Annotated in this window: 21 protein-coding genes and 1 pseudogene; 5 read left to right on the plus strand and 17 right to left on the minus strand. The window is 61.6% G+C overall.

The window, feature by feature from the left end; all coding sequences use genetic code 11:
- Positions 1-29 precede the first annotated feature (29 nt).
- Complete coding sequence (locus V5B44_RS07170) at positions 30-356, plus strand: hypothetical protein (protein ID WP_332358398.1); 327 nt, start codon at positions 30-32, stop codon at positions 354-356.
- Here V5B44_RS07170 and V5B44_RS07175 read toward each other — a convergent pair.
- The 16 genes and pseudogenes from V5B44_RS07175 to V5B44_RS07250 form a co-directional block, all read right to left on the minus strand.
- Positions 249-1,595, minus strand: a complete 1,347-nt coding sequence (locus tag V5B44_RS07175) for a site-specific DNA-methyltransferase (protein WP_332358399.1) — start codon at positions 1,593-1,595, stop codon at positions 249-251. The two genes, V5B44_RS07170 and V5B44_RS07175, sit on opposite strands and share 108 nt — an antisense overlap.
- Positions 1,592-3,013, minus strand: a complete 1,422-nt coding sequence (locus V5B44_RS07180) for a DNA modification methylase (protein ID WP_332358400.1) — start codon at positions 3,011-3,013, stop codon at positions 1,592-1,594. Before V5B44_RS07180 ends, V5B44_RS07175 begins: the two co-directional genes overlap by 4 nt.
- A gap of 204 nt (positions 3,014-3,217) precedes the next feature.
- On the minus strand, positions 3,218-4,759 hold the full coding sequence (locus tag V5B44_RS07185; protein WP_332358401.1) for a sensor domain-containing diguanylate cyclase: 1,542 nt from the start codon (positions 4,757-4,759) through the stop codon (positions 3,218-3,220).
- A gap of 694 nt (positions 4,760-5,453) precedes the next feature.
- Entirely contained in the window at positions 5,454-5,846 is a 393-nt protein-coding gene (locus tag V5B44_RS07190; RefSeq protein WP_332358402.1) for a DUF6362 family protein, read from the minus strand.
- Positions 5,839-6,048, minus strand: coding sequence for a hypothetical protein (locus V5B44_RS07195; RefSeq protein ID WP_332358403.1), 210 nt, complete (start codon positions 6,046-6,048; stop codon positions 5,839-5,841). The genes V5B44_RS07190 and V5B44_RS07195 overlap by 8 nt, the downstream gene beginning before the upstream one ends.
- Positions 6,045-6,542, minus strand: a complete 498-nt coding sequence (locus V5B44_RS07200; protein ID WP_332358404.1) for a crossover junction endodeoxyribonuclease RuvC — start codon at positions 6,540-6,542, stop codon at positions 6,045-6,047. Before V5B44_RS07200 ends, V5B44_RS07195 begins: the two co-directional genes overlap by 4 nt.
- A gap of 433 nt (positions 6,543-6,975) precedes the next feature.
- Positions 6,976-9,132 carry an AAA family ATPase gene (locus V5B44_RS07205; RefSeq protein ID WP_332358405.1) on the minus strand — a complete coding sequence of 719 codons (2,157 nt, stop codon included), beginning with the start codon at positions 9,130-9,132 and terminating at the stop codon, positions 6,976-6,978.
- Between the two features lie 39 nt (positions 9,133-9,171).
- Positions 9,172-9,936 carry a hypothetical protein gene (locus V5B44_RS07210; RefSeq protein WP_332358407.1) on the minus strand — a complete coding sequence of 255 codons (765 nt, stop codon included), beginning with the start codon at positions 9,934-9,936 and terminating at the stop codon, positions 9,172-9,174.
- Complete coding sequence (locus V5B44_RS07215) at positions 9,936-10,328, minus strand: DUF6511 domain-containing protein (RefSeq protein ID WP_332358408.1); 393 nt, start codon at positions 10,326-10,328, stop codon at positions 9,936-9,938. Before V5B44_RS07215 ends, V5B44_RS07210 begins: the two co-directional genes overlap by 1 nt.
- A gap of 32 nt (positions 10,329-10,360) precedes the next feature.
- Complete coding sequence (locus tag V5B44_RS07220) at positions 10,361-12,031, minus strand: DEAD/DEAH box helicase family protein (protein ID WP_332358409.1); 1,671 nt, start codon at positions 12,029-12,031, stop codon at positions 10,361-10,363.
- Between the two features lie 12 nt (positions 12,032-12,043).
- On the minus strand, positions 12,044-12,670 hold the full coding sequence (locus V5B44_RS07225; RefSeq protein ID WP_332358410.1) for a hypothetical protein: 627 nt from the start codon (positions 12,668-12,670) through the stop codon (positions 12,044-12,046).
- 2 nt (positions 12,671-12,672) lie between these two features.
- Positions 12,673-13,538 (minus strand): annotated as a pseudogene (locus V5B44_RS07230) (ATP-binding protein).
- A 1-nt stretch (position 13,539) separates the two neighbouring features.
- Positions 13,540-13,824: a hypothetical protein gene (locus V5B44_RS07235; protein ID WP_332358411.1), complete on the minus strand. Its 285-nt coding sequence runs from the start codon at positions 13,822-13,824 to the stop codon at positions 13,540-13,542.
- Entirely contained in the window at positions 13,818-14,300 is a 483-nt protein-coding gene (locus tag V5B44_RS07240) for a hypothetical protein (RefSeq protein ID WP_332358412.1), read from the minus strand. Before V5B44_RS07240 ends, V5B44_RS07235 begins: the two co-directional genes overlap by 7 nt.
- Positions 14,297-14,578, minus strand: a complete 282-nt coding sequence (locus tag V5B44_RS07245) for a hypothetical protein (RefSeq protein ID WP_332358413.1) — start codon at positions 14,576-14,578, stop codon at positions 14,297-14,299. The genes V5B44_RS07240 and V5B44_RS07245 overlap by 4 nt, the downstream gene beginning before the upstream one ends.
- 208 nt (positions 14,579-14,786) lie before the next feature.
- Positions 14,787-15,734 (minus strand): hypothetical protein, encoded by a 948-nt coding sequence (locus V5B44_RS07250; protein WP_332358414.1) that lies wholly within the window; start codon positions 15,732-15,734, stop codon positions 14,787-14,789.
- A gap of 303 nt (positions 15,735-16,037) precedes the next feature.
- Here V5B44_RS07250 and V5B44_RS07255 point away from each other — a divergent pair, with 303 nt between their 5' ends.
- The 4 genes from V5B44_RS07255 to V5B44_RS07270 all read left to right on the plus strand — a co-directional run bounded on the left by V5B44_RS07255 (position 16,038) and on the right by V5B44_RS07270 (position 18,723).
- Complete coding sequence (locus V5B44_RS07255; RefSeq protein WP_332358415.1) at positions 16,038-16,265, plus strand: hypothetical protein; 228 nt, start codon at positions 16,038-16,040, stop codon at positions 16,263-16,265.
- A 91-nt stretch (positions 16,266-16,356) separates the two neighbouring features.
- Positions 16,357-16,602, plus strand: coding sequence for a hypothetical protein (locus tag V5B44_RS07260; protein WP_332358416.1), 246 nt, complete (start codon positions 16,357-16,359; stop codon positions 16,600-16,602).
- Between the two features lie 493 nt (positions 16,603-17,095).
- Positions 17,096-17,692, plus strand: coding sequence for a hypothetical protein (locus V5B44_RS07265; protein WP_332358417.1), 597 nt, complete (start codon positions 17,096-17,098; stop codon positions 17,690-17,692).
- A complete protein-coding gene (locus V5B44_RS07270) occupies positions 17,689-18,723 on the plus strand; it encodes a DUF262 domain-containing protein (RefSeq protein ID WP_332358418.1) in 1,035 nt (344 codons plus the stop codon). The genes V5B44_RS07265 and V5B44_RS07270 overlap by 4 nt, the downstream gene beginning before the upstream one ends.
- A 396-nt stretch (positions 18,724-19,119) precedes the next feature.
- Here the strand turns inward: V5B44_RS07270 and V5B44_RS07275 are convergent, their stop codons facing one another.
- Positions 19,120-19,995 (minus strand): restriction endonuclease, encoded by an 876-nt coding sequence (locus tag V5B44_RS07275; protein ID WP_332358419.1) that lies wholly within the window; start codon positions 19,993-19,995, stop codon positions 19,120-19,122.
- Positions 19,996-20,030 lie beyond the last annotated feature (35 nt).

A 20,030-nucleotide genomic window follows, 5' to 3' on the forward strand; every position in this document is an offset into this window, starting at 1 on the left:
GCGCGAAGGTTCGAGCCGTGGCGCCGGTCGTGAGCGTCTGGTATTTGCGCGCGACCGAGCCGCGTGGAACCATGCTTCAAGAAGCGCTTGGCTTCGGTTGGGTGAAGCGCGACGATGCAGTTATCGCCACCACCCGCCCCAAGGAGACCGCCATGACCAGACCGACCACCGCAGCGACCGAAGCCAACTACGATCGATTCGTCGCCGAACTGACCCAACTCACGCGCAAATACGGCGTGGCCATTAAGTCAGTCGGTGGCGTCATTCTCGCCAACAGCGCCGGCGAATTCTGCAACGTCACTTACGACGCTGATATCGCCAGTGGCGACATCTACCCGCTGTTCGCCGACGACTGACAGATCGTCGAACGCCACGCCATCCGACTCACGGGTGGCTTTCTTTCCGCTGTGGTCCTGCCAGCGGCGAACGATGGTGTCGACGTACTTCGGGTCGAGTTCCATCAGCCGCGCCTGGCGCCCTGACTTCTCGGCGGCGATCATCGTGGTACCCGAGCCACCGAAGCAGTCGAGCACCGTATCGCCCGGCCGGCTGGAATTGCGGATCGCGCGCTCCACCAGTTCGACCGGCTTCATCGTCGCGTGCAGATCGTTCTTGACCGGCTTCTTGATCTGCCACACATCGCCCTGGTCGCGATCGCCGCACCAGTGGCGCTTGCTTCCCTCTCGCCAGCCGTACAGGATCGGCTCGTACTGGCGCTGGTAGTCGGCGCGGCCCATCGTGAAGGTGTTCTTGGCCCAGATGATGAAGGTCGACCAGTGACCGCCGGCGGCGCGGAACGCGGCTTGCAGCACGTCGAGTTCGCTGGAGGACATCGCGATGTAGACCGCGCCGTCGCACCGCGCCAACGCCGGAGTCAGGGCTGCCACCAAGAAGTCGGAGAACCCGTCGCCGAGGTTGTCGTTCAGGATCGGGCGGTCTTTGCCGCGCAGCTTGTCCTTCGCGCTGTTGGCGTAGTCGACGTTGTACGGGGGGTCTTGCCAAAGCATCGACACGTGATCGGTGCCGAGGAGCGCCTGGTAGCTCGCCTCTTGAGTCGCGTCGCCGCAGAGCACTCGGTGCTTGCCGCAGATCCACACATCGCCCAACCGCGACACCGGCGTCTCGGGCACGTCCGGCACGGCGTCGTCATCGGTGTTGCCTTCGGTGCTGGTTTCCTCGCCGGACAGGATCTCCAGCAACTCGTCGGCATCGAAGCCGGTCAGCGCCAAGTCGAAGTCGTTGCTCTGGAGATCCGCCAACTCGACGCGCAACATCGCGTCGTCCCAGCCAGCGTTCTCAGCAATGCGGTTGTCGGCGATCACCAAGGCTCGACGCTGGGTCGGCGTCAGATGGTCCAGCACCACGACGGGCACCACATCCAGACCCAGCTTGTGGGCCGCCGCCAGTCGGCCATGGCCGGCGACGATCACGCCATCGCTGCCAGACAGGATTGGGTTGGTGAAGCCAAACTCGGCGATCGACGCGGCGATCTGCGCCACCTGTTGATCGCTGTGCGTCCGGGCATTTCGGGCGTAGGGCAGCAGCTTGGCCGTCGGCCACTGCTCGATCTTGTCGGCCAGCCAAGAGACGTTCATGCCGCCACCCGTTGGGGAGACAGCCGCTCGGCGGCGATCGCGGCAAAGGTCTGGCCGGTCGCGAGCAGCGTCACCGACACGTCCGGGAAGTTCTGCTGGAAGCGCTTGATCGCCACATCGACGTACTCGGGAGCGATCTCGACCGCCCGCGCGATCCGGCCGGTGCGCTGCGCCGCCAGCAGCGTCGTGCCCGAGCCGCCGAACGGTTCGAAGACGATCTCTCCGGGATCCGTGAAGGCCTCGAGGAGGAACTCCGGCAGGGCCACTGGGAACACGGCGGGGTGGTCGATGCCTTCACCGATCGATCCGCGCTGGCGGGTGACGGTCACGACCGAGTCGGGAATCCGGAATGCCTGCGTGGGTTGATTGAAGTGCGTCCATTTGCCAAAGCCCCCATCCTGGTTGCGCAGCCCGTTGTCGGCCGTGCCATCACTGCGCAGGTGCAACTTCTCGCCGGCGAACTTGCATGGCACCGTCTTGTTCGGCTTCCTCGCCTCGCGGTTGAAGTGGAACAGAAACTCGTGCCGCGGCGCGAGCCGCCCGGCCCAGTCACCGGGGACGGTGACGCCCTGGTCCCAGACGTACCAGCCGAAGAACCGCCAACCCTGGCGAGGCATCCAGGTCAGCCACTCGTCCCAGTAGCGCACCACAGTGCCGTCGCGATGAACGAGTCCGAGGTTCACCAGCATCTGCGCCGCTGCCGCCATCACCGCCATCGCGGCGGCGAAGACGCCCTGCATCAGCCGATCCCAGTCAGCGATGCCGCCCGTCGTGTAGGCGCGCTGGTTGGCGTACGGCGGGCTGGTGAACAGCAGGATGGCTTGCTCGCCGGCCATCAGCGTACTGACCACGGCCGCGTCGCTCGCATCGCCACAGGCCAGGCGGTGCGCACCGAGTGCCCAGACGTCGCCGGTGCGAGATATCGGGTTCGAGGGTGCCTCGGGAACGTCGTCAGCCGCATCGGGCTCGTCGGTGGTCTGCTCGTGGTCGCCGTCGCTGGCGGCTTGGTCGTCACCCAGCAGGCGCGAAATCTCCTCGTCGTCGAAGCCCGTCAACGCCAGATCGAAGTCGGCCAGCTTCAGGTCTTCGAGTTCGAGCGCCAGCAGCGCCTCATCCCACTGCGCCCAGGAAGCGGATCGGTTGGCCAGCAAACGGAAGGCCTTGATCTGCGCATCCGTCAGCTCGTCGGCCAGGACGACCGGCACCGTCGTCAGCCCAAGCTTGCGCGCCGCCTTGAGGCGCAGATGGCCATCGACCAGTTCGCCGGTGCTCTTGGCCACCACCGGAATCCGAAATCCGAACTCGGTGATGACCGAGGCCATCTGCTCCACGGCGTGGTCGTTCTTGCGCGGATTCCGGGCGTAGTCGATCAGTCGGTCGACAGGCCACTGCTCCAGCTTCAATTCGGATGGGGCCAAGGCTTACCTCTAGAAATGGAAACGGCCCGGACGGGTGAGGTCACGGGCCGCAAGGGACGCTGAAACAAAAAACCCGCCAGAGGGGCGGGTGGATGGGGGTGGTGCAGATTACTGGGGAAACTTGGCTGCTAACCGAGCAACAAAGCAAGGCCCGTTCTGCGGTCTGACGCTAGTTTGTTCATTTCTTGAGCATATCTCATACGGTTAGAAAGACCGAGCCGCATTACGGCCATCTTCCTTGGCCTGGTAGAGGGCGGTATCTGCCCGGCGTACCGCGCCTTCCTCGTTTTTGTCCTCGCCCAGCGCCATCGCGACCCCGATACTGACGGTCACTTGCTTTACCACAGGGAAAGATTGGTCGGCAACGGTGCGCCGGACGATCTCGGCAGTCGTCAAAGCTCCGTCGGCACTCGTCTCCGAGAGGATCGCCAGGAACTCTTCTCCGCCATAGCGGGCGATGAAATCCGTTTCCCGCAATGAGCCTTTGAGCACAGTCGCCAGGTGCCGCAGCACTTGATCGCCCGTGTTGTGGCCATAGGTATCGTTAATCTCCTTGAAGCAATCGATATCCATGAACAGAACAGCATAAGGATGCCCCGACCGCTTCAAGCGCAGAAATTCCAAATGCAGCCTCTCATTGGCCGACTTGCGGTTTTGCAGGCCGGTGAGCGTGTCCACCCGGGCAAGTTGTTCAAGCTCCCGATTGGCAGCCTCCAAGGCGGCAGTGCGTGCTGCCAACAATTCTCCGGTCTGCTGGAGCGCGACAGCGACCTCGGCCGATTCGTGGATAGACACGTCGGGAATTGGCACTGACTGCCCCTTGCCCAAGGCGATTGCCGGCTCGGTCAGTGCGCGGACCGAGCCGGCGATTCTCCGTCCGGCCAACCACGCCAAACTGAGCCCAACGACGAGCAAAGTGGCCAAGCCCGAAGCCAGCCAGATCATGGTGTGCATCAGATCGCGTTCGAGGATTTCTCGAGGAATGCCGATACCGACACTCCAGCCAGTGACCGATGAGCGGCTCCAGACCGACAAGGTCGGAATTCCTTCACGGGTAACGGTTTCCATCGATCCTTCCAGCGATTCGCTGATGCGCTGGATATACTCGGCCGTTCCCTTCTGGCCGACGAACTCTTCCGGAGCGTGAGTCCGCGCGGCAATGGTTCCCGTGTGGTCGAATATTGCGGATACCCAACCGGGCGGGAAGTTTTGCGCGGCGAGGATCGCGTTGAAATCGTTCGGCAACAGGCCGATGCTGAGGACATAGGCCACCTTACCGGCAAGACTCACCGGTAGATCGATGCTCACCACGGGCTTACGCAGTACCCCACCGACGTAGATCTCAGAAATGACCGGCTGTCCGGTCTCGAAGACACGACCGAGAATTTCCGGATGGCCGTGCTGCGGCAAAGTTTCGCCAAATTCCCGCAGCGTGTTGACGAGCTGCTGGCCGCTCTCATCGCTGAGCACGACGTTCATGCCCACGTTCGTCGTGGCGATGACCTCACGCGCCCGTCGATGGAATCCCGCCAGATCATGCGGGACAAGCGCACCAGACGTGGAGAGGACCTGGCCAACGGTCTTGGCTCGGAACAATTGGCTATCAACCGACTGAACCATCGCACGCGCCGTTGCGATCATGTCCCTTTCGAGTTGGGCCCGGCCGTTCAGGTACTCCCGCGAGAACAAGACCGCGACACCAACTATTCCCGGCAGCAGGCAGGCGAGAACCAGCCACAGGAGCACTGTGCCGATTCGCCACCCGGAAGTAAAACCGAATGACCGAAGGTTCTTCAAGTGTTGTCAGCGGTGATGCCGAAAGGGTGTAAGGCAGGAGTCTCCATAACTCTTGACACGACTCTTGGCATTGTGCGGCTTTTTCTGTATCCGCACCATTGCCTGATCCCGATCATTGTCACCTCTTCCGCCAAGGCGGCGGTGGTTGAGGTAGAGAGCCACGGGGCGCTGAAAGCAAAAACCCGCCAGAGGGGCGGGTGGATAGTGGGGGTGGTGCAGACTACTGGGGGCGGGCGCCAGGTGCAAACTGCAAACCCTGCAAACCTCAATTCTCACTCTGACGCTATAAATAAACCGATCGCGCCCCTCCCGTATGGCATAATTTGCCGGAAGGACCCATTTAAAATCAGTGACTTACGCGCTTCAGAATTTTTCCTTAAATCATATTTGCATATCCTATTTCAATATCTCTATGATATTTGCAACACCACATCAGCATAACTGCGGGAACGGCATTGGCGCGGGCGCATCGTCCATCCTGCCAAGCAGCAAGATGTCTGTGCTCCCGCACCTTTCCCAACCATAGCCGTTACTGTAGGCCAAAACCGCCCAAGATGCGACACCCCCGTCAAGCCGCGAAGGCCGCAGGAGCCCGCACGCTTGCGCGCCAATCCGCAGACACCCTCGGAGATACTCGGACCTCTCACGACGCCATGACCCTCGCCTGGTTGAGGCGATCGACCACGGTCTGGATCGCCCGCTGCCAGTGACGCTGGGAGGTCCGTGTGCAGCCGCCGCACCGGCGAGCGATGTCCTTCCACTCCCAGTGCTGAGCCCGCATCCAGACGAGGTGGCGCTGCTCGACCTGCAGCCACTGCATCCAGCGCATCGTCTCCAGCATCCGCTCGACGGCGTGCGGGCTGGGCGGCAACGGCCGGTACTCGGGTGTCTCCTCGGGGTACGCTTCCCAGGCGTCCCGTGCCAGCTCTGGCCAGACGTTGAAGTAGCCCTGCACCCGGACGCGGGGCAGGCGTCGTCCGGTGTCAGCCGCTTCGGCGAAGCGTGCCGCCACGTCTTCGATGGACCAATCAGCCATGGCGCCGTCCTCCCGATCCATACAACCGTTCGCCCAACCGTCGGACGAACTCACGTTCAACGAAATCCAGTCGCTCGTCGGTGTCAGACACCACCAGGATGCGCTGCTCGCGCCAGCCGGTTTCCTTCACCGCTTCGACATCGGGAACGTTGGGCTGAAACCGCTCCAGCGGGCAGCGATAGCGTTGCACGGGGATCTTCATGCCACGTCCTCCTGAGCGGTCGCCCACGCCAGCAGGGCGAGTGCGTCGGCTTCGTTGTCGTCCTGTGGATCGAACCCGCGCGCTCGGGCGGCGCCGATCATGGCGGCCTTGCCGGCGTTGCCCTTGCCGGTGGCGTGTTTCTTGATCGTGCCCACGGGCACGCCCTGGTACGGGATCTGGTGGTGCTCGCACCACGCGGTCAGGTGCGCCAGGAAGCCGCCGTAGGCGTGTGCCGCATCGACCCCGGCGTGCCGACGGACTTCCTCGAAGTACACCGCATCGATGCCGTCGGCCGAGTATTTGACTTCGCTGAGCCAGCGCTTGAAGCGCAGGTAGCGCATGCCGCCGCCCTCGAAACGCCGGGGTGAGAAAGCTTCGCTACCGCTGGTGGTGGTGCCGTCCGGGTGGCGCAGCGCCCAGCCGGTGGTCGTGCCCAGGTCGAGGGCTAGAAGACAGCGGGGCGATTCCGCCTGCAGTACCACGGTTCGGTTCATACCGCCCCTCCCTTCTCGATCGTCAGCACCGCCCCAAGAGACGGCACCACTACAACAAATCGGTTGCTTCTTCATCGTAGGCCCTCCTCGACCTTGGCATGACAAGTGGGTTTGGCACGAGGTTGGCAATGCCGCGTCAGCGGGCATTGCCAAGCTATCTCGTAGAGATAGGTGAACGCGCGCCAACTTCTCTGCGATGTAACCCAATGATTACAAATCGTTTTTGAGGTTGGTAGGAGGTTGGCATGACATATACATGCCAACCTCTCTTTTTCAGGCAAGTGATTGATTGGTAGGCGATTTCTAGCCTCAGAAGTTGGCAGAGCTTGGCAAGTTGGCAGCCAACTTCCGAAGTTGGCAGACCCGTTGTCCCATTTGTCATGCGCTTTCCGCGCGGTATCGGTCAGACGGGTCGGGGTTTGCTTTGCATTCGTCATACCTCTTCCTCCTCCTGGTAGACCCACTCCTGGGGATTCTCGACCGGCAAATAGATGCCCGTCTGCGGACACAGGTAGTGCGTCGGCAGGACTGGAACCTCCTCCTCCGGAAGCTCTCCGGTTTCCTGATCCGGCTCCCCGGTGATCCGTCGCAGGCGCATATCCTCGACGCAGAGATAGCCTTTCCGACTACCCTGGCATCGGGGAAGGCCATACGCCGCGGGATTGCGGAAGAACTTGATGTAGCCCTTCGTGGCCAGCACCGCGATCCGTTCGCGTATCGTCCGGTCGGCGCCGAGCCCACCTTGATTCTCGAAGGTCATCGAGAACTGGGTGGCCACGTAACAGCGCCCCTTGGCCGCTTCGTCGTAGATGATTTGCAGGATCACGTCCCGCTTGCGGCGGCGCTCGGCATCCAGCTTGGCGCCGTATTCCCGCCGAACCAGCCGCTCGCCGGCGGTCACTTCGCGCCAGGTCCCCTGGAGCTTGTCGATGTGCTTGGTGGGAATCGCCGGTCCATTGCGCAACTCGAAGAGCAACTGCCGTGGGGACTGGGTTTCGTCGGAACGAAACAGCAGCATTCCCGTCGTGTAGTAGCCGCGCAGGCTGCTCGCGCCGGAGAGCGCCTGGAACGGTTCTTCCTCAAACTGCCGCTTGCCGAGCTTCTTGGTGTGGTGCACGAGTACGATCCCGGCGTCGGGATTGACCGCCTCCCGGAGGCGTTCAACCCGTTGCGACAGGAAGAACAGCATTGCCGCGTTGTCGTTCTCGCCGGCACTGCCCTCGCCGCCGTCGAAGACGTTTCGGATCGGATCGACGGCGATGATGTCGGCCGTTTCCCGGCCGAAGGCCTGAGTAATCGCCGGAATCACCTGCGCCAGGCCGGCATCGTTGAGAAGCAGACGCAACTGCGGGGTGGCGACGAAATTGACCCGCGCTGCGGGCAGGCGATCGACCGGGAGTTTGATCGCCTTCACCCGTTCGCGCAGGTAGTGATACTGCACTTCGGCCTGCAGGTAGAAGACGCGCAGCGGCCGGGGCGGATCCATCCCCAGGAACGGGATACCGGCCGCCATGTGGGTGAGCCAAGCGAGCAGAAAGTCGCTCTTGCCGACCTTGGGTGCGCCACCGAAGACCAACAGGCCCGCCGGCGTCAGCACCCGGGGCGCGATGAGGTCCAGAGGTGCCGGCGAATCGTCGTCCAGCAGTGCGCCCAGCGTATAGGTCGGCAGCAAGGCTGCGGCGGTCTTGATCACCCGCCGTTCACCTTCTGCGAGGAAGGCCGCGACATCGAAACCTTCGTCGGCCGCGTCAGCTGCGTCCCATTTCTCGGGCTTGTCGGTCGGCGGCACGAGGATGGCCACCGATCGGCTGCCGCCGACGACGCAAGCCCGCGCGGCGGCTTCGGCGTAATCCCACCCTGGCGCATCGCGATCGGGCCAGATCACGATGTCTTTCCCGGCGAGCGGCGTCCAGTCGGTCTTGTCCACCGGCGCCTTGGCGCCATTCATCGCCGTGGTGGCGACGATGCCTTGGCGAATCAGGGCATCGGCACACTTCTCGCCCTCGACCAGCACGACCGCGTCGGTCTGCGCGACGGCCGGCAGGTTGTAGAGCGGCCGCGGGTCGGGTGCCCGGCACATCCGCGCGCGCACGTCCCAGGGACGAAACTCCTTGCGTCCCGGCGCCGGGTCGTAGCGATAGACGCAGGCGATCAACTCGCCGGTGGCGCTGAGATAATCCCACCTGGCGGTGTGTGGCCCGAGTTCGTCGAGAGGCGCCTCATGTCTCGCCGGTGCGGGATGGATCAGAGCCCGACCCAGCAGACCGGCGGCGGCCTCCATCACCGCGGGGAACGCGGTGCGGGTATCCAGTCCGTCGTGCTGGGCAATGAGCTCGAACACATCGCCGCCTTCGCCGGTCGCACGATCGGTCCACAGCCCGGCTTTCTCGCCGGTGAGCACGGTCTCCAGGCTGTCGCCCGGGGTGCCGTCGATGTCACCGATCACGAAGGTCTTGCCACGGACCTTTCCAGCCGGAAAGAGCGCCATCAGCACCGACGGCAGGCGTGCCAACAGTTCGGCACGCAAGTCGTCACGTTGCCCCGCCAGATCGACCCGGGGGCCGGTGGGCGCGTCGTTGAAGTCAAGCATCGGCGACCTCCTGCGCGATGATTCCCAGGAAGCGCGTATTCATCGACCGCCTCCCACTCGCTGGCAGCGCTCCTGCCAGTCGCACCATTTGCACTCGAAGTGGTTCGGATCGACGAAGCCACGCGGCAGCAGTTCTCCCGCTTCGGTGGCCTGAATCACTCGCACCGCGCGATCGGACATCCGCTGCGCCAGTCCGCCGTCGAACGGGACGAGTTCGAACCACAGTTCCTGCGTATCCTTGTTGATCGCGGTGAACAGCGCCGGGTGGTCGGAAATGCCGGGAATCGACGGTTCCATGTACGCCTGGTAGATCGCCATCTGTGCCGCATAGACCGGCTTCGCGACCGCGACGCCTTTCTTGACCGTCTCCCGCCAATTCTTGTCGTTCATCGTCTTGCACTCCCAGAGCATCGGGAACGAAAGACCGAGATCGGCTGGACCGCCACTGAAGATGCCGTCGACGTGTCCCCGGACTCGCCCACCGGCGACTGAGAAGCCAAACTGCCCGCCATCCTTGCGGCGGGTGTAGAGATCAAAGCCGGCCAGACGCAGCCACCGGATGGCCACTTCTTCCAGGGCATGCCCGACTTCGAAGATGCGCAGGGTCCGCCCCGAGAAACCCTTACCGGGATCCACCGGCGCGCCGGCGTACTCGAACTGCAAGGCGCGCTCGCAACTCACGCCGAGGCGCGAGGCCCCGAGATACTGGCGCGGGGTCTGCTGGGCACGTTCGGTGTCGAGCGCCTGATCGATCACCTGGGTGAACCGCTCGTGGAGTCTGGGTTGATGATTGAAGTCGAGCATCACCGCAGCCCTCCCGATGAGCTGGGCTGACTGCTCAGCCGCGCCTCAAAGTACGCGCGCTCCTTCGCCGCCAAGCGTTCGTGCTCTTCGATCATGTGCGCCTGATAGGCGTCGACGACGACCTCGATCAAGCGCAGAACTTCCTCCTTGCGGTAGTCGGCCAGTGGGCGGTCCAGGCCGACGGAGACGACGAAGTCCCCGAGCGGCGCCAGCGCGGCATGCATGGCGGCGATTTCCATTTCGGTCGGGTCAACCACGGCGTCCTCCTGAAGTCCGGTCAGCCGCGCCATGACTCTGGAAAACGTGTCCAGACAGCGCATGGAGCAGAACACCCAACGATCGGCCGTTCGCTGCGGATCGCTGCGACTTCGCGCGGGATTGAAATAGCCCAAGCCGCGTGCTTGGCGAGAACAGACGGCGCATCTCACGCGGCCTCCAGATAGCGCTCGTTCTCCGCATAGACGAGCTGCTGGATCGCGCGCTTGTTGAACTGGAAGGTGATCAGCGCCGAAGCCTGATAACGGGTCAATCCGTAGTTCGCGCGTAGTGCCGGCGGCAGGCGGCATAGTTGGGCCTCGGTCGGTGCTTCCGTCAGCCACCGCTGGCTCTTGTGTGCGGCGTCTTGGGTTTCGTGTTCGTTCAGCCAGTCGTCCGACTGCGCGAGGCACACCGTCCGTTCGCCGACACCGAGCAGCTTCGCCGGAAGGCCGCCCCGTCCGCCGACGGCGTACCAACGGCCGTCCAGGAAGAAGACGCCAGCCCAGGCGGTAAAGCCCGTGGCGAGCAACGCGCAGTCGTCGCCGAAGAGATCGCACCACGAGAAATTCGAGCGGGCGAGGAGATCGATCTCGCTCATCACGAAGTCCTCGAGCGCACTCTTCTCGTCATGCCTCTGCGGTTGGAAGACGTGCCCGCACAAGGGACATTCCCGCGAGGCTCGGGGAATCTCCGCATCGCACTCGGGGCAGCTCTTCGTCGGCGCCTGATCGTCGGTCTCGAAACCGTCGAGATCGACTTCCTGCTCGAGGCTGCCGTGTTTGAGCGAGGCGGTGCCAAAGTCGAGGACGATGCAGTCGGTCTTGATCAGGCCGGGGTATTCGGTCGGATCGACGACGCGCAGCCCACGTCCGACCATCTGGATCAGCGTCGACTTGTACGAACTCGGGCGCAGCAGGACGATGCACGACGTCGGCGTATAGTCGTAACCCTCGGTCAACACCGCGACATTGACGAGGACGGTGACATCCCCGTTTTCGAAGGCGTCGAGGGTGGCCTTGCGCTCGCCATCCGACATCTCGCCGTGTACCACAGCGGAAGCGACGCCACCGACGATGAAGGCATTACGAACGGCCACGGCGTGTCCCACCGTGGCGGCAAAGGTGATTGTCTTTCGACCGGCCGCCTTCTCCTTCCAGTGCCGCACGACGGCGTCGTTCACCGGCGCGTGGTTCATGATCGAGGCGACGGCGTTCATGTCGTAGTCCTCGGCGAGCTTCTTCACCCCGTCCAGGGCGTCGCGCGTGCCGACGTCGATGACGAAGGTACGCGGGGGTACCAGGTGGCCGGAGCGAATCAGTTCCCCGATCCGGATCTGGTCGGCGACGTTCGAGAACACTTCGCGCAGGCCTTTGCCGTCTCCCCGGTTCGGAGTCGCCGTGACGCCGTAGATCAGAGCCCTCGGGTTGCGGGCGAGTGTCGTGTCGATCACCTGGCGGTAGGTCGGCGCCGCGCAGTGATGCGCCTCGTCGATTACCAGCAGGTCCAAGGTCGGCAACCGATCCAGGTTGCGCACCAGTGTCTGGACCATCGCAAAGGTCGCTTGGCCGGCCCAGGATTTCTGGCGAGAATCGAACACCGACGTCGAGATACCCGGATTCATGCGCGAGAACTTGCTCTGGTTCTGCGTGGTGAGTTCGTCGCGGTGGGCCAGCACGCAGGCCTTGGCGTCGGGATGGGTGAGAAACTCTCCGGCAGTGCCGGAAAGGCAGATCGTCTTGCCGCTACCGGTTGGAGCCACCCCGAGCGTGTTGCCGTGGGTGCGCAAGGCTTCGATGGAACGAGTGACGAACTCGCGTTGGCGTGGTCGGAGCATCATGGCCGTGCCTCCTTACTGTGCCCACGGAGGAGGAGACGGGAGGCGGGAGGCCGCAGCTGGCGTGGATGCGACGGGTGCCGCAGGCGCTGCCGGCATCGCGCTGCCAAAGCCCTTCGGCCGCACCGCTGCGCGTGGGGTCGCTCCCATCAGCCGGGCGTAGTCCTTGTGATCCGGCGTGACAGCCGACTTGACGACGCTCTTGTCCTGACCGTGCTGGTCCTTCTCCCAATCGACTTTCGCCAGGAACTCGATGCCATCGAGTTCGGCGAAACCGCTAATTCGCCGGGCGGTCTGTGCCGCAGGACTGCTGTCGTCCGGGTGGATGCCTCTTGCCGAGTTCAGGATCGCCTTCATGAAGCTGCGGCCCATGTTCGCCCACTCCGGCCCTTTGGGGCTGGAGAGGCCGATCAGCGACCACATCTTGCGCCGAGCAAATTCGCCTTCCAGGACGACGAATTCGCAGTTGAGATACACCGATCCGGTTTGCGCGTTGCGCGTGGCATAGCCGCCGGTCCAGCCCTGGCTCGGATCATCGAAGCCGCCCGGGCGTACGGTCATCCGAACGCGGACGAAGGAGCCCTTCGGAATAAGGTCGAAGGAGGATGGGTCGGCAGCCGAGTTGAAATCGAAGTAGGTCATGGTCAGGACTCCTGAATCGGAAGGGAGGGGGCGAGGCGGCGAGCGAAGTCGAGTCGCTCGGGTGCGGGTTGGCTGGGGCCGGCGATCTTGGCCATCAGGCGGCCAAGGTGAGGTTCTTCGACGGCATCGAGTCGTCCGGAGCGATCCTTGGCGGGATAGCCCCAGGCATTCAGCGTGTGGCAGATGAAAGCGCGGTAGCTGGTGCCGTCATCGGCTTTCAGTTCGGCGAGGGTGATCACCTCATCGACGATGCCGGGCAGTTCGAGGCCAGTCTTGGAGCCGTCGATCTGCAGCGAGAAGACGCGGCGATTGAAGTCATCGAGCTTCTCGTCGAGGATGCCGACGAACCAGACGTTCTTGCCGCGCGTGTGCTGGAGATGGGTGAGCCAGGCGATCATTTCCTGGCCCATCAGGCCGTAGGCGCCGCGGGTGTCGGGCTTGCCGGTCTTCTCGGAGAAGGCCTGCGGCTGCCCTTTGCACCATTGCAGGCAGAGCCGCCCGGCGACGGTGATCGAGTCGACGAAGAGGGTGTCGTACCGGTCGAGCACCGATGGCCGGATCGCCGAAGCGCGCATACCGCATCGAAGTGCGCTTGGCTGAACGGCTGGTCGTCGCGCAGCGCCGGGTTCGGCCCGCCGATGAACACCGCGAAGTCGCGGCATTCCTGCCAGGTGCGTGGGCGCAGCGTGTCACCCGCCCAGCCCTCGACCGCCAGGTCGCCGGCCTCGAGATCGAAGAACAGGGTGGCCGTGGGTTGGAGTGTCCACAGTTGCGAGGTCTTGCCGATGCCGCTCTTGCCGACGAGGACGCCCTTGACGCCGCGGCGCTCGGCCAGGCGCTGGTCAGCCGTGATGATGGGGAGTGTCATGTCAAGCCTCCCGACCGAAGATCGCGCCGACCGTATCGCTGTCGACGGCGCCACGAATTCGAGCTTGATCGCGCAGGCGTTTGAGGGCCAAAGCCTGTTGGCGGGCTGCCGTGATCTTGTTGTCGAGATCCTGGAGAGCGAAGTCCAGGTCATTGACGCTGGCTTCCTCCAGGGGCAGAGCGTCGATGGCGGGATGGCCTCCCTGACCCGGTACGCGAAGCGAGTCCGGCAGGTCAGCGAACAGCATGGACTTCTGGCGAAGCGATTCGAGAAGCTGGTTCAGCATGATGCGTTCTCCTTGAGCAGGGCGAGACGGAATGCCGGCTTGCCGGTCTTGAGGGTGCGTGCCGGAACGAAGGCGTTTCTCAGCGACTCGGGCCAGGCGTTGAACTTGGTTTCGGAGACGCGGTAGCTGATCTCCAGGTACTGGGTCGGGTCATCGCCGCTGGCAACGATGCGGCGCGCGATGTCGGCGAGCTTGGGCTGGTCCCAGTCGACGCGCTTCGGCAGGTCAGCCGTCACCCGCACGGTGCCGTCGTCGAAGTGGACGACGCCGGTGTCCTTGCCGGCGGCCAGTCGCAACTGCCGGGCGCGGTCGGCATACTTGAGATCCACCGCCCGGTCGATGTGCTCGACGACGGCCTTGACTGCGGCCAGTAGATCGCCCGCATCGAGCTGGAGGCGATGCAGGGCCTCGCCCGGCTGTTGCGCCAGCTCGGCGACGGGAGTCGCCAGGGTCTCGTGGAGGATGGAGGCAGTCATTCCCGGCCTCCCGGTGCGACGCGCTCGCTGGTACTCCGGTACCGGCTGCGCTGCTCCAGGTCCAGAATGCCGCCGGGGCCCTGGAGCGGATAGGCGACGCGGCGCGAGAACTTGACGAAGACCGGTCCGACGCCTTCGCCGCGCCAGCGTTGAAGCGTCTTCGGCGAGAGGCCCCAGCGACGGGCGAGTTCGCCCTCGTTGAGGTAGTGCTGCTCCGTCGCAGCCAGCGGGGCGGGTTGGAGGGCCGCCTGGGGAGTTCCGGTTCTCGCGGCCGACACAGCCGACGCGACAGACGGCGGCGGTACCGATGCGGGCCCTGGATTACGCGGTGCCTGGGGCGACCGCCGGTCTCGTGGGTGGGCTTCCATGATGATGACTCCTGTGTGTTGAGGCAGGGTCATCATCGGTATCGCGGAAAAGAAAAGAAATACGAGAGCTGCGCTCTCTGTACGCTCAGCTGCAGGTCAGGCGGGGTTGAACAGGCGCTCATCGGCTCTGTTCCAGGCTCTTCTCGTGCGCGGCGATCCACGCGGCGACCGTCCGCGGCTCGAAGAACTCGAGGTCCTGTCGCGCCAGCCACTGGGACAGCCGCAGTCCGGCTTTCGCGTGACTCAGTTGCTGCAGGACGCGGTCTCGGTCCCACTCGGCCAATACCGCCTCCCGGGACGCATTGCGGCGGCGCAGGCTTCGTGCGGCCATATGCCGGGCGTGCTCGGTTCTCTGCCGGGCCTCGTCCGCGCGCCGCGTGGCCCTTGGGGGATCCTGGGCGATTGGAACCTCGGTACTGGTCTGGGTCTTCACGGACTTGAGGCGCCCCTCGAACAGCGCCTGCAGGTGCCTGACTTCGAGCAGACGCTCGGCGCGACCCACGGCCTCGATCGCCGAGAGGGCCGCTTGTCCCGCCAGGATGAAATCGTAGGGCTGCAGCGTCTTGGGCCTCCGTCGGACGTATTCAAGCGTCTGGAAGTCGTACTGGTAATGCAGTCGATGGACCGCATCGCCCACTTGGCACAAGGCGAGGGTGGCGAGGCACTCGCAGAGATCCGGGGCAGCGGCCCCTTCGCCGAAGACCTGCGGCCAACCGCCGATGGCCGCCTCCAAAGCGTCGAGCTCGCTGGTGTTCTCCGGTTTCGGGAAATCGAGTTCGTCGATTCGGTCGAGGTTGATTCCCAGGATGCCACCAAACGCGCCGACCTCCAGGAACTCCTCCAAGCCCGCCGCGGCGAGCCGGCACATCTCGGTTTGCCGGGCCTGCGCAAAGTACTCCGCGATGAGGTCGTGGATATGGTTGGCAAGATCATGGATCTGGTCGCTGCTGCGTCCACTCAAGATCCGGCGAGCACGCCACACCACGCTGCTTAGCTCGGGAAAGGGCCAGTAGGGCACTTCGCCCGTCAGCGGATCAAAATGTTTGAACTTCCGGCAAGTACGCATGATCGGTCTCCCAAGGTTTGCTTCGATCCACGAATCCAGTTGGAGTCGATGGTCATGGAAGTGCCGCGGAAGATTCAATGCCGACGCGGGGTGTCTTTGTTCACACGCTGTGAGTATTTCTTCCGGCGTGTGTACGTTTGCTCACAGGCGTGAACAAATCTTCACAGCTCCGGATGCCGGTCGGTCTGGACGTGGGGCGGAGCCACCGGATGCGGCCGGTCAAGCGCTTCTCGGTTCGCAATGGCTGGCGGCAAACGCCAGCGAGTTCCTGGCGGTCGTCGTCGAAAGCCGTAAGGCGGCACGATGGCGACCGAGGCCGTTTTGCGTCTGGATGCCGATGACTTCTGCGCTTGGGTGCGCGGGAATGCGAACTACGAGTGGCTGGAGTCGATAGCCGGGGAAGAGCGGACTTGTGCGTCTTTTGTCAGCTGGGCCATCCCGCTCGCGTTGCGGGCGCTAGGCATCGTGGCGGGCAAGCAACCGGCGTCGCTGATGTTGAAGGACTTGCTGGTGCCGTTTCCGGTGGAGTGATCGGGGCCGTGACTGCGGTTTGGGATAGGCGCCAGCGGTGACCCCGTGCCCTGCCGTATTCCGGGAGGCTGGTTCTCGCTAAAATGGGGGCATGTCGAAGCAGATTCCTCCCTCAAGCCCTGAAATCAACCGACTCCGAGCCGCGGCAGCCCTGATTCCCATCATCGAGTCTGGCTTGGCCGACTCACGACTCTCCATTGAGCGAGCGGCGCTCATGGCCTCGTTCTGCGAATGGACAACCGAGAACTTACCGGACGATCCGGACTTGGAGAAATTGGCGCAGACCGTGCATGATGGCCTGAAGCGCGTCAAGATCGCGTTGTCCGCCGTCGCATGACAGACCAGATCGATGCCATCTCCTGCCCGAAAGCGTGGACGCCGTGGCCGACTTGGGGCAGCCGAATGAGATTGCCCAGGTGTTCAGTGTGGTGTTGGGTAGGTTCCACAAGTGCCTCTACCGGGAGCCCGCGTGAGCGCTGGCGGGCTGAGGGGCACCGTGTAGTCGGGCGGGCCCGGAACCTGATCTTGACAGTCGTGGCGCACCAGTGGGACGGACGGGGAGAGATGCCGAGCGGCGGCAACCGGCCAAGAAGAGACGGTGAAGAAGCCTGCCGAAAGCAGTCATTGGAACAGTCTGGGAGTATGCTTTTGCCCGAGCTTGCGAGATGCCGCTATACACGACTTCTGATGCTTTGTGCAATCAACAAGCATGCGGCGCAAAGCTCGCGCCCAAGTGGCTTTCGGCGCGCCAAACCGCGCAAAGTCAGGGCGCAGGCGCCTGAGTTATGGCGCAACCCTGCCTTCTGATAACAGAGTTAGCGATCGCAAGAATGGATATCGAAGAGCTAAAATACCTAATTCTATCCAACGATCCACGTGATTTTGTTGAGCAGCACGTGATCGGCAGGCCATGTGCACATATTACACCAGATCAAATCGCGCGTATTCAGCACAACATAACACGGGCGACCGGTGTGACCATAGAAACTGCCGAGATTCAGATTGTGGGGTCTGCGAAGTTGGGGTTCGGTCTTTTTGAGAAAAAGAGACAAGAACAACCCACGTTGCCGGCGTTTCGTCGATTTGGAGGTGACTCCGACATTGACATTGCTTTTACCTCGCCAGCATTATTCGATGCTATTTGGGGTGAGCTAGCAGCGTATGCGCACGGAAAGCCATGGATGCCACACCGGATGAATAAGCTCGGTGACTACTTTGTGTATGGATGGATTAGGCCAGATCATATTCCGAGAGAAGCGCGCCTAAGAACATATGATGGTTGGCGAGACGAAATTCGACAGCTAACAGCCTCACGACACTTTGATCGCAGAAAGCTGAGTGGTGCGCTTTATCGTAATGTGGAATTTCTTATCAAGTACCAAGCACGCAGCATAGCTAACTGCAGAGCAAATTTGGAGTCACCATGAAAACAGCGCCAACCAATAAGAAAGTGAGAGAACTGATCACTCTTATAAAAGAGGGCAAGCTAATACCAAGACCAGAGTTTCAGCGGAGGCTTGTCTGGTCACGAGATGACAAAAATCATTTTCTTGATAGCGTCTTGAAAGGTTATCCGTTCCCGGAGATATATTTTGCTGATGGAGATGTGAATCTTGACACCGGAGCGGGGACACAGCTGTTAGTCGATGGCCTGCAAAGGGTCAGTACGCTTATTCAATATTTCGATGGCGACCCGGATCTTAAGCTCACCGTTGCGGAAGGCTACAAGGAATTAGGCGAAGACCAAAAGAAGGCGTTTCTTCAGTATGACGTGGCCGTTCGCGATCTTGGCACACTGTCGAAAGACGAGGTGGTCGAAGTATTCCGGAGGCTAAATGCAACTAAATACTCGCTTCTAGATATTGAAGTGAATAATGCCGTCTATGCTGGACAATTCAAGCTGTTTTGCGAAACTTTTGCCCAGTATCAATTTTTTGAAGAACATAGAGTGTTTAATGCCCGTGACTATAAGCGCATGGGTGATCTTCGCTTTTCCGTTTCGATTGTTACAACAATGCTGCAAGGCTACTTCAATCGCGACGATGCCTTTGAAGAATTGTTAAGCCGCTACAATGACGATTTTTCGGAATCGGCATCGATTAAGAATAGAATCGACAAAGTGGTCGACTATATAGATGAATGTAATTTTGATCCAAAGTCTAGGGCTTGGAAGAAAGCCGATCTTTTCACGCTATTCGTGGAGCTTGATCGTGCAATGCAAGATGACGCTTTCGACGTTCAACCTCACGAGGTTGTGGAGTCGCTTGACGCCTTCTATCGGCGCGTCGAAAACGTAGGTTTGGGCGACTATACTATTCACGGCATCTATTACAAAGCAGCGCTTCAAGCTTCGAACGATAGAATAAATAGGGTTCGTCGTGGCGTTATTATTGACTTGTTGCTACACCGACTTGATCAACAACGGATTTTGGAGGAGCTTCAACGCCAAGGCCTATAAATGCTAACAATCTGCTGTACAACGACGCCAAAATCTTCGCTGCGCCGCGAGTTTGCCGCCGGGGAGCTGTGCTTTGATGCTGCGAAAAAGAAGGCCACTTCGACCGGCCTCTTTCCCGGCAGCAGTGCGTCGCCTTTGGGTCGGTGGCAGCCGGTGGCCCAAAAAACTGTGAACGACTGCTTCCAGTTTGATCCGGCCGGTGATGCTCGGCCTCGGCGGTTTCCCATTGAGCTGGCCGTTCCAGGACCACAAGCGGCCACTGAGCTTTCGTGGCTTGCTGTCGGCAACCGAACCCAAAGGCGACCTTCAAGATTCGAGAAGCAGACCGTCAATGTTTGAATTAACCGGCTGGCCGATAAAGCTGCGGCAGCCTGTGCTGAAAGATGGGTAGATTTTTCAACGCGCCAAAATTAACTCCTCCAGCCGATTCAGCGATACCTGGTCAAGCAGCAATACTCCTAGTTTCTTCGCAAGGAGAGAGCCGCTTGGCGTGTAACTCGACAGCGATACTGCGACTGCGACATCGGCTTCATAGAACGATTTGCCGGCATAAACTTCTTGAATCGCAGCATTCCCTACGGGCGCGCGATGATTTTTACACTGAATCGCAACCGATACGCCATTCTTCTTTGCCAGAATATCTACGCCTTGGTCGCCCGTCGGCGGAGTCAGCCTCGCTGACCAACCCGATTTCTGGAGTACGAGCAGACATGCATGTTCGAACGCAACCCCGTCCGCCGGTTCAACATCGAGTAAGGCTGTTGCGGGTGCGATTTGCTCGTTTATGTGCTCGGCGACTGCTGATCTCCAGTTGACATTAAGCTCGGCTTCTTTGGTGGCCACCTCCAGACTTCTTACAGCTTGATCAACGGTGGGATTTCGCTGGATAAAGCGGATGATTTCTTTGATCCACTTCTCATTGTCGACGTTACCATAGTCGCCTAGAAACTCAGTTTGTCGACGCTTGATCGATAGTACTTCTCGATACTTGGCTATCGCATCATCGATTTCTGAGAGTCTGGCAATGAAAAACTGAGTGTCAAGAGGAGCAATACTTGCCTTGTCAGGTAATGCGTCCAAACGTGCAGCCAAGTTAGATATTCTTTCGTCTTGACTTTCGTAGCCACACGGTCTGCCCGTGTAATTCTTCCAAGCGCGAATAGATGTGGTCAACTCCGACCGCGACCTTTCAAGTCTGGCTTGTTTGGTGCTCGCAAGATGGCTGTGTTGCTCTTGGAGAATATCGACGATTATCTGCTGGAAGTCTGTCATGGGTGAAGAACCTGACGGAGCAAAAGCTAACTAGC

The organism is Candidatus Accumulibacter necessarius (assembly GCF_036625085.1).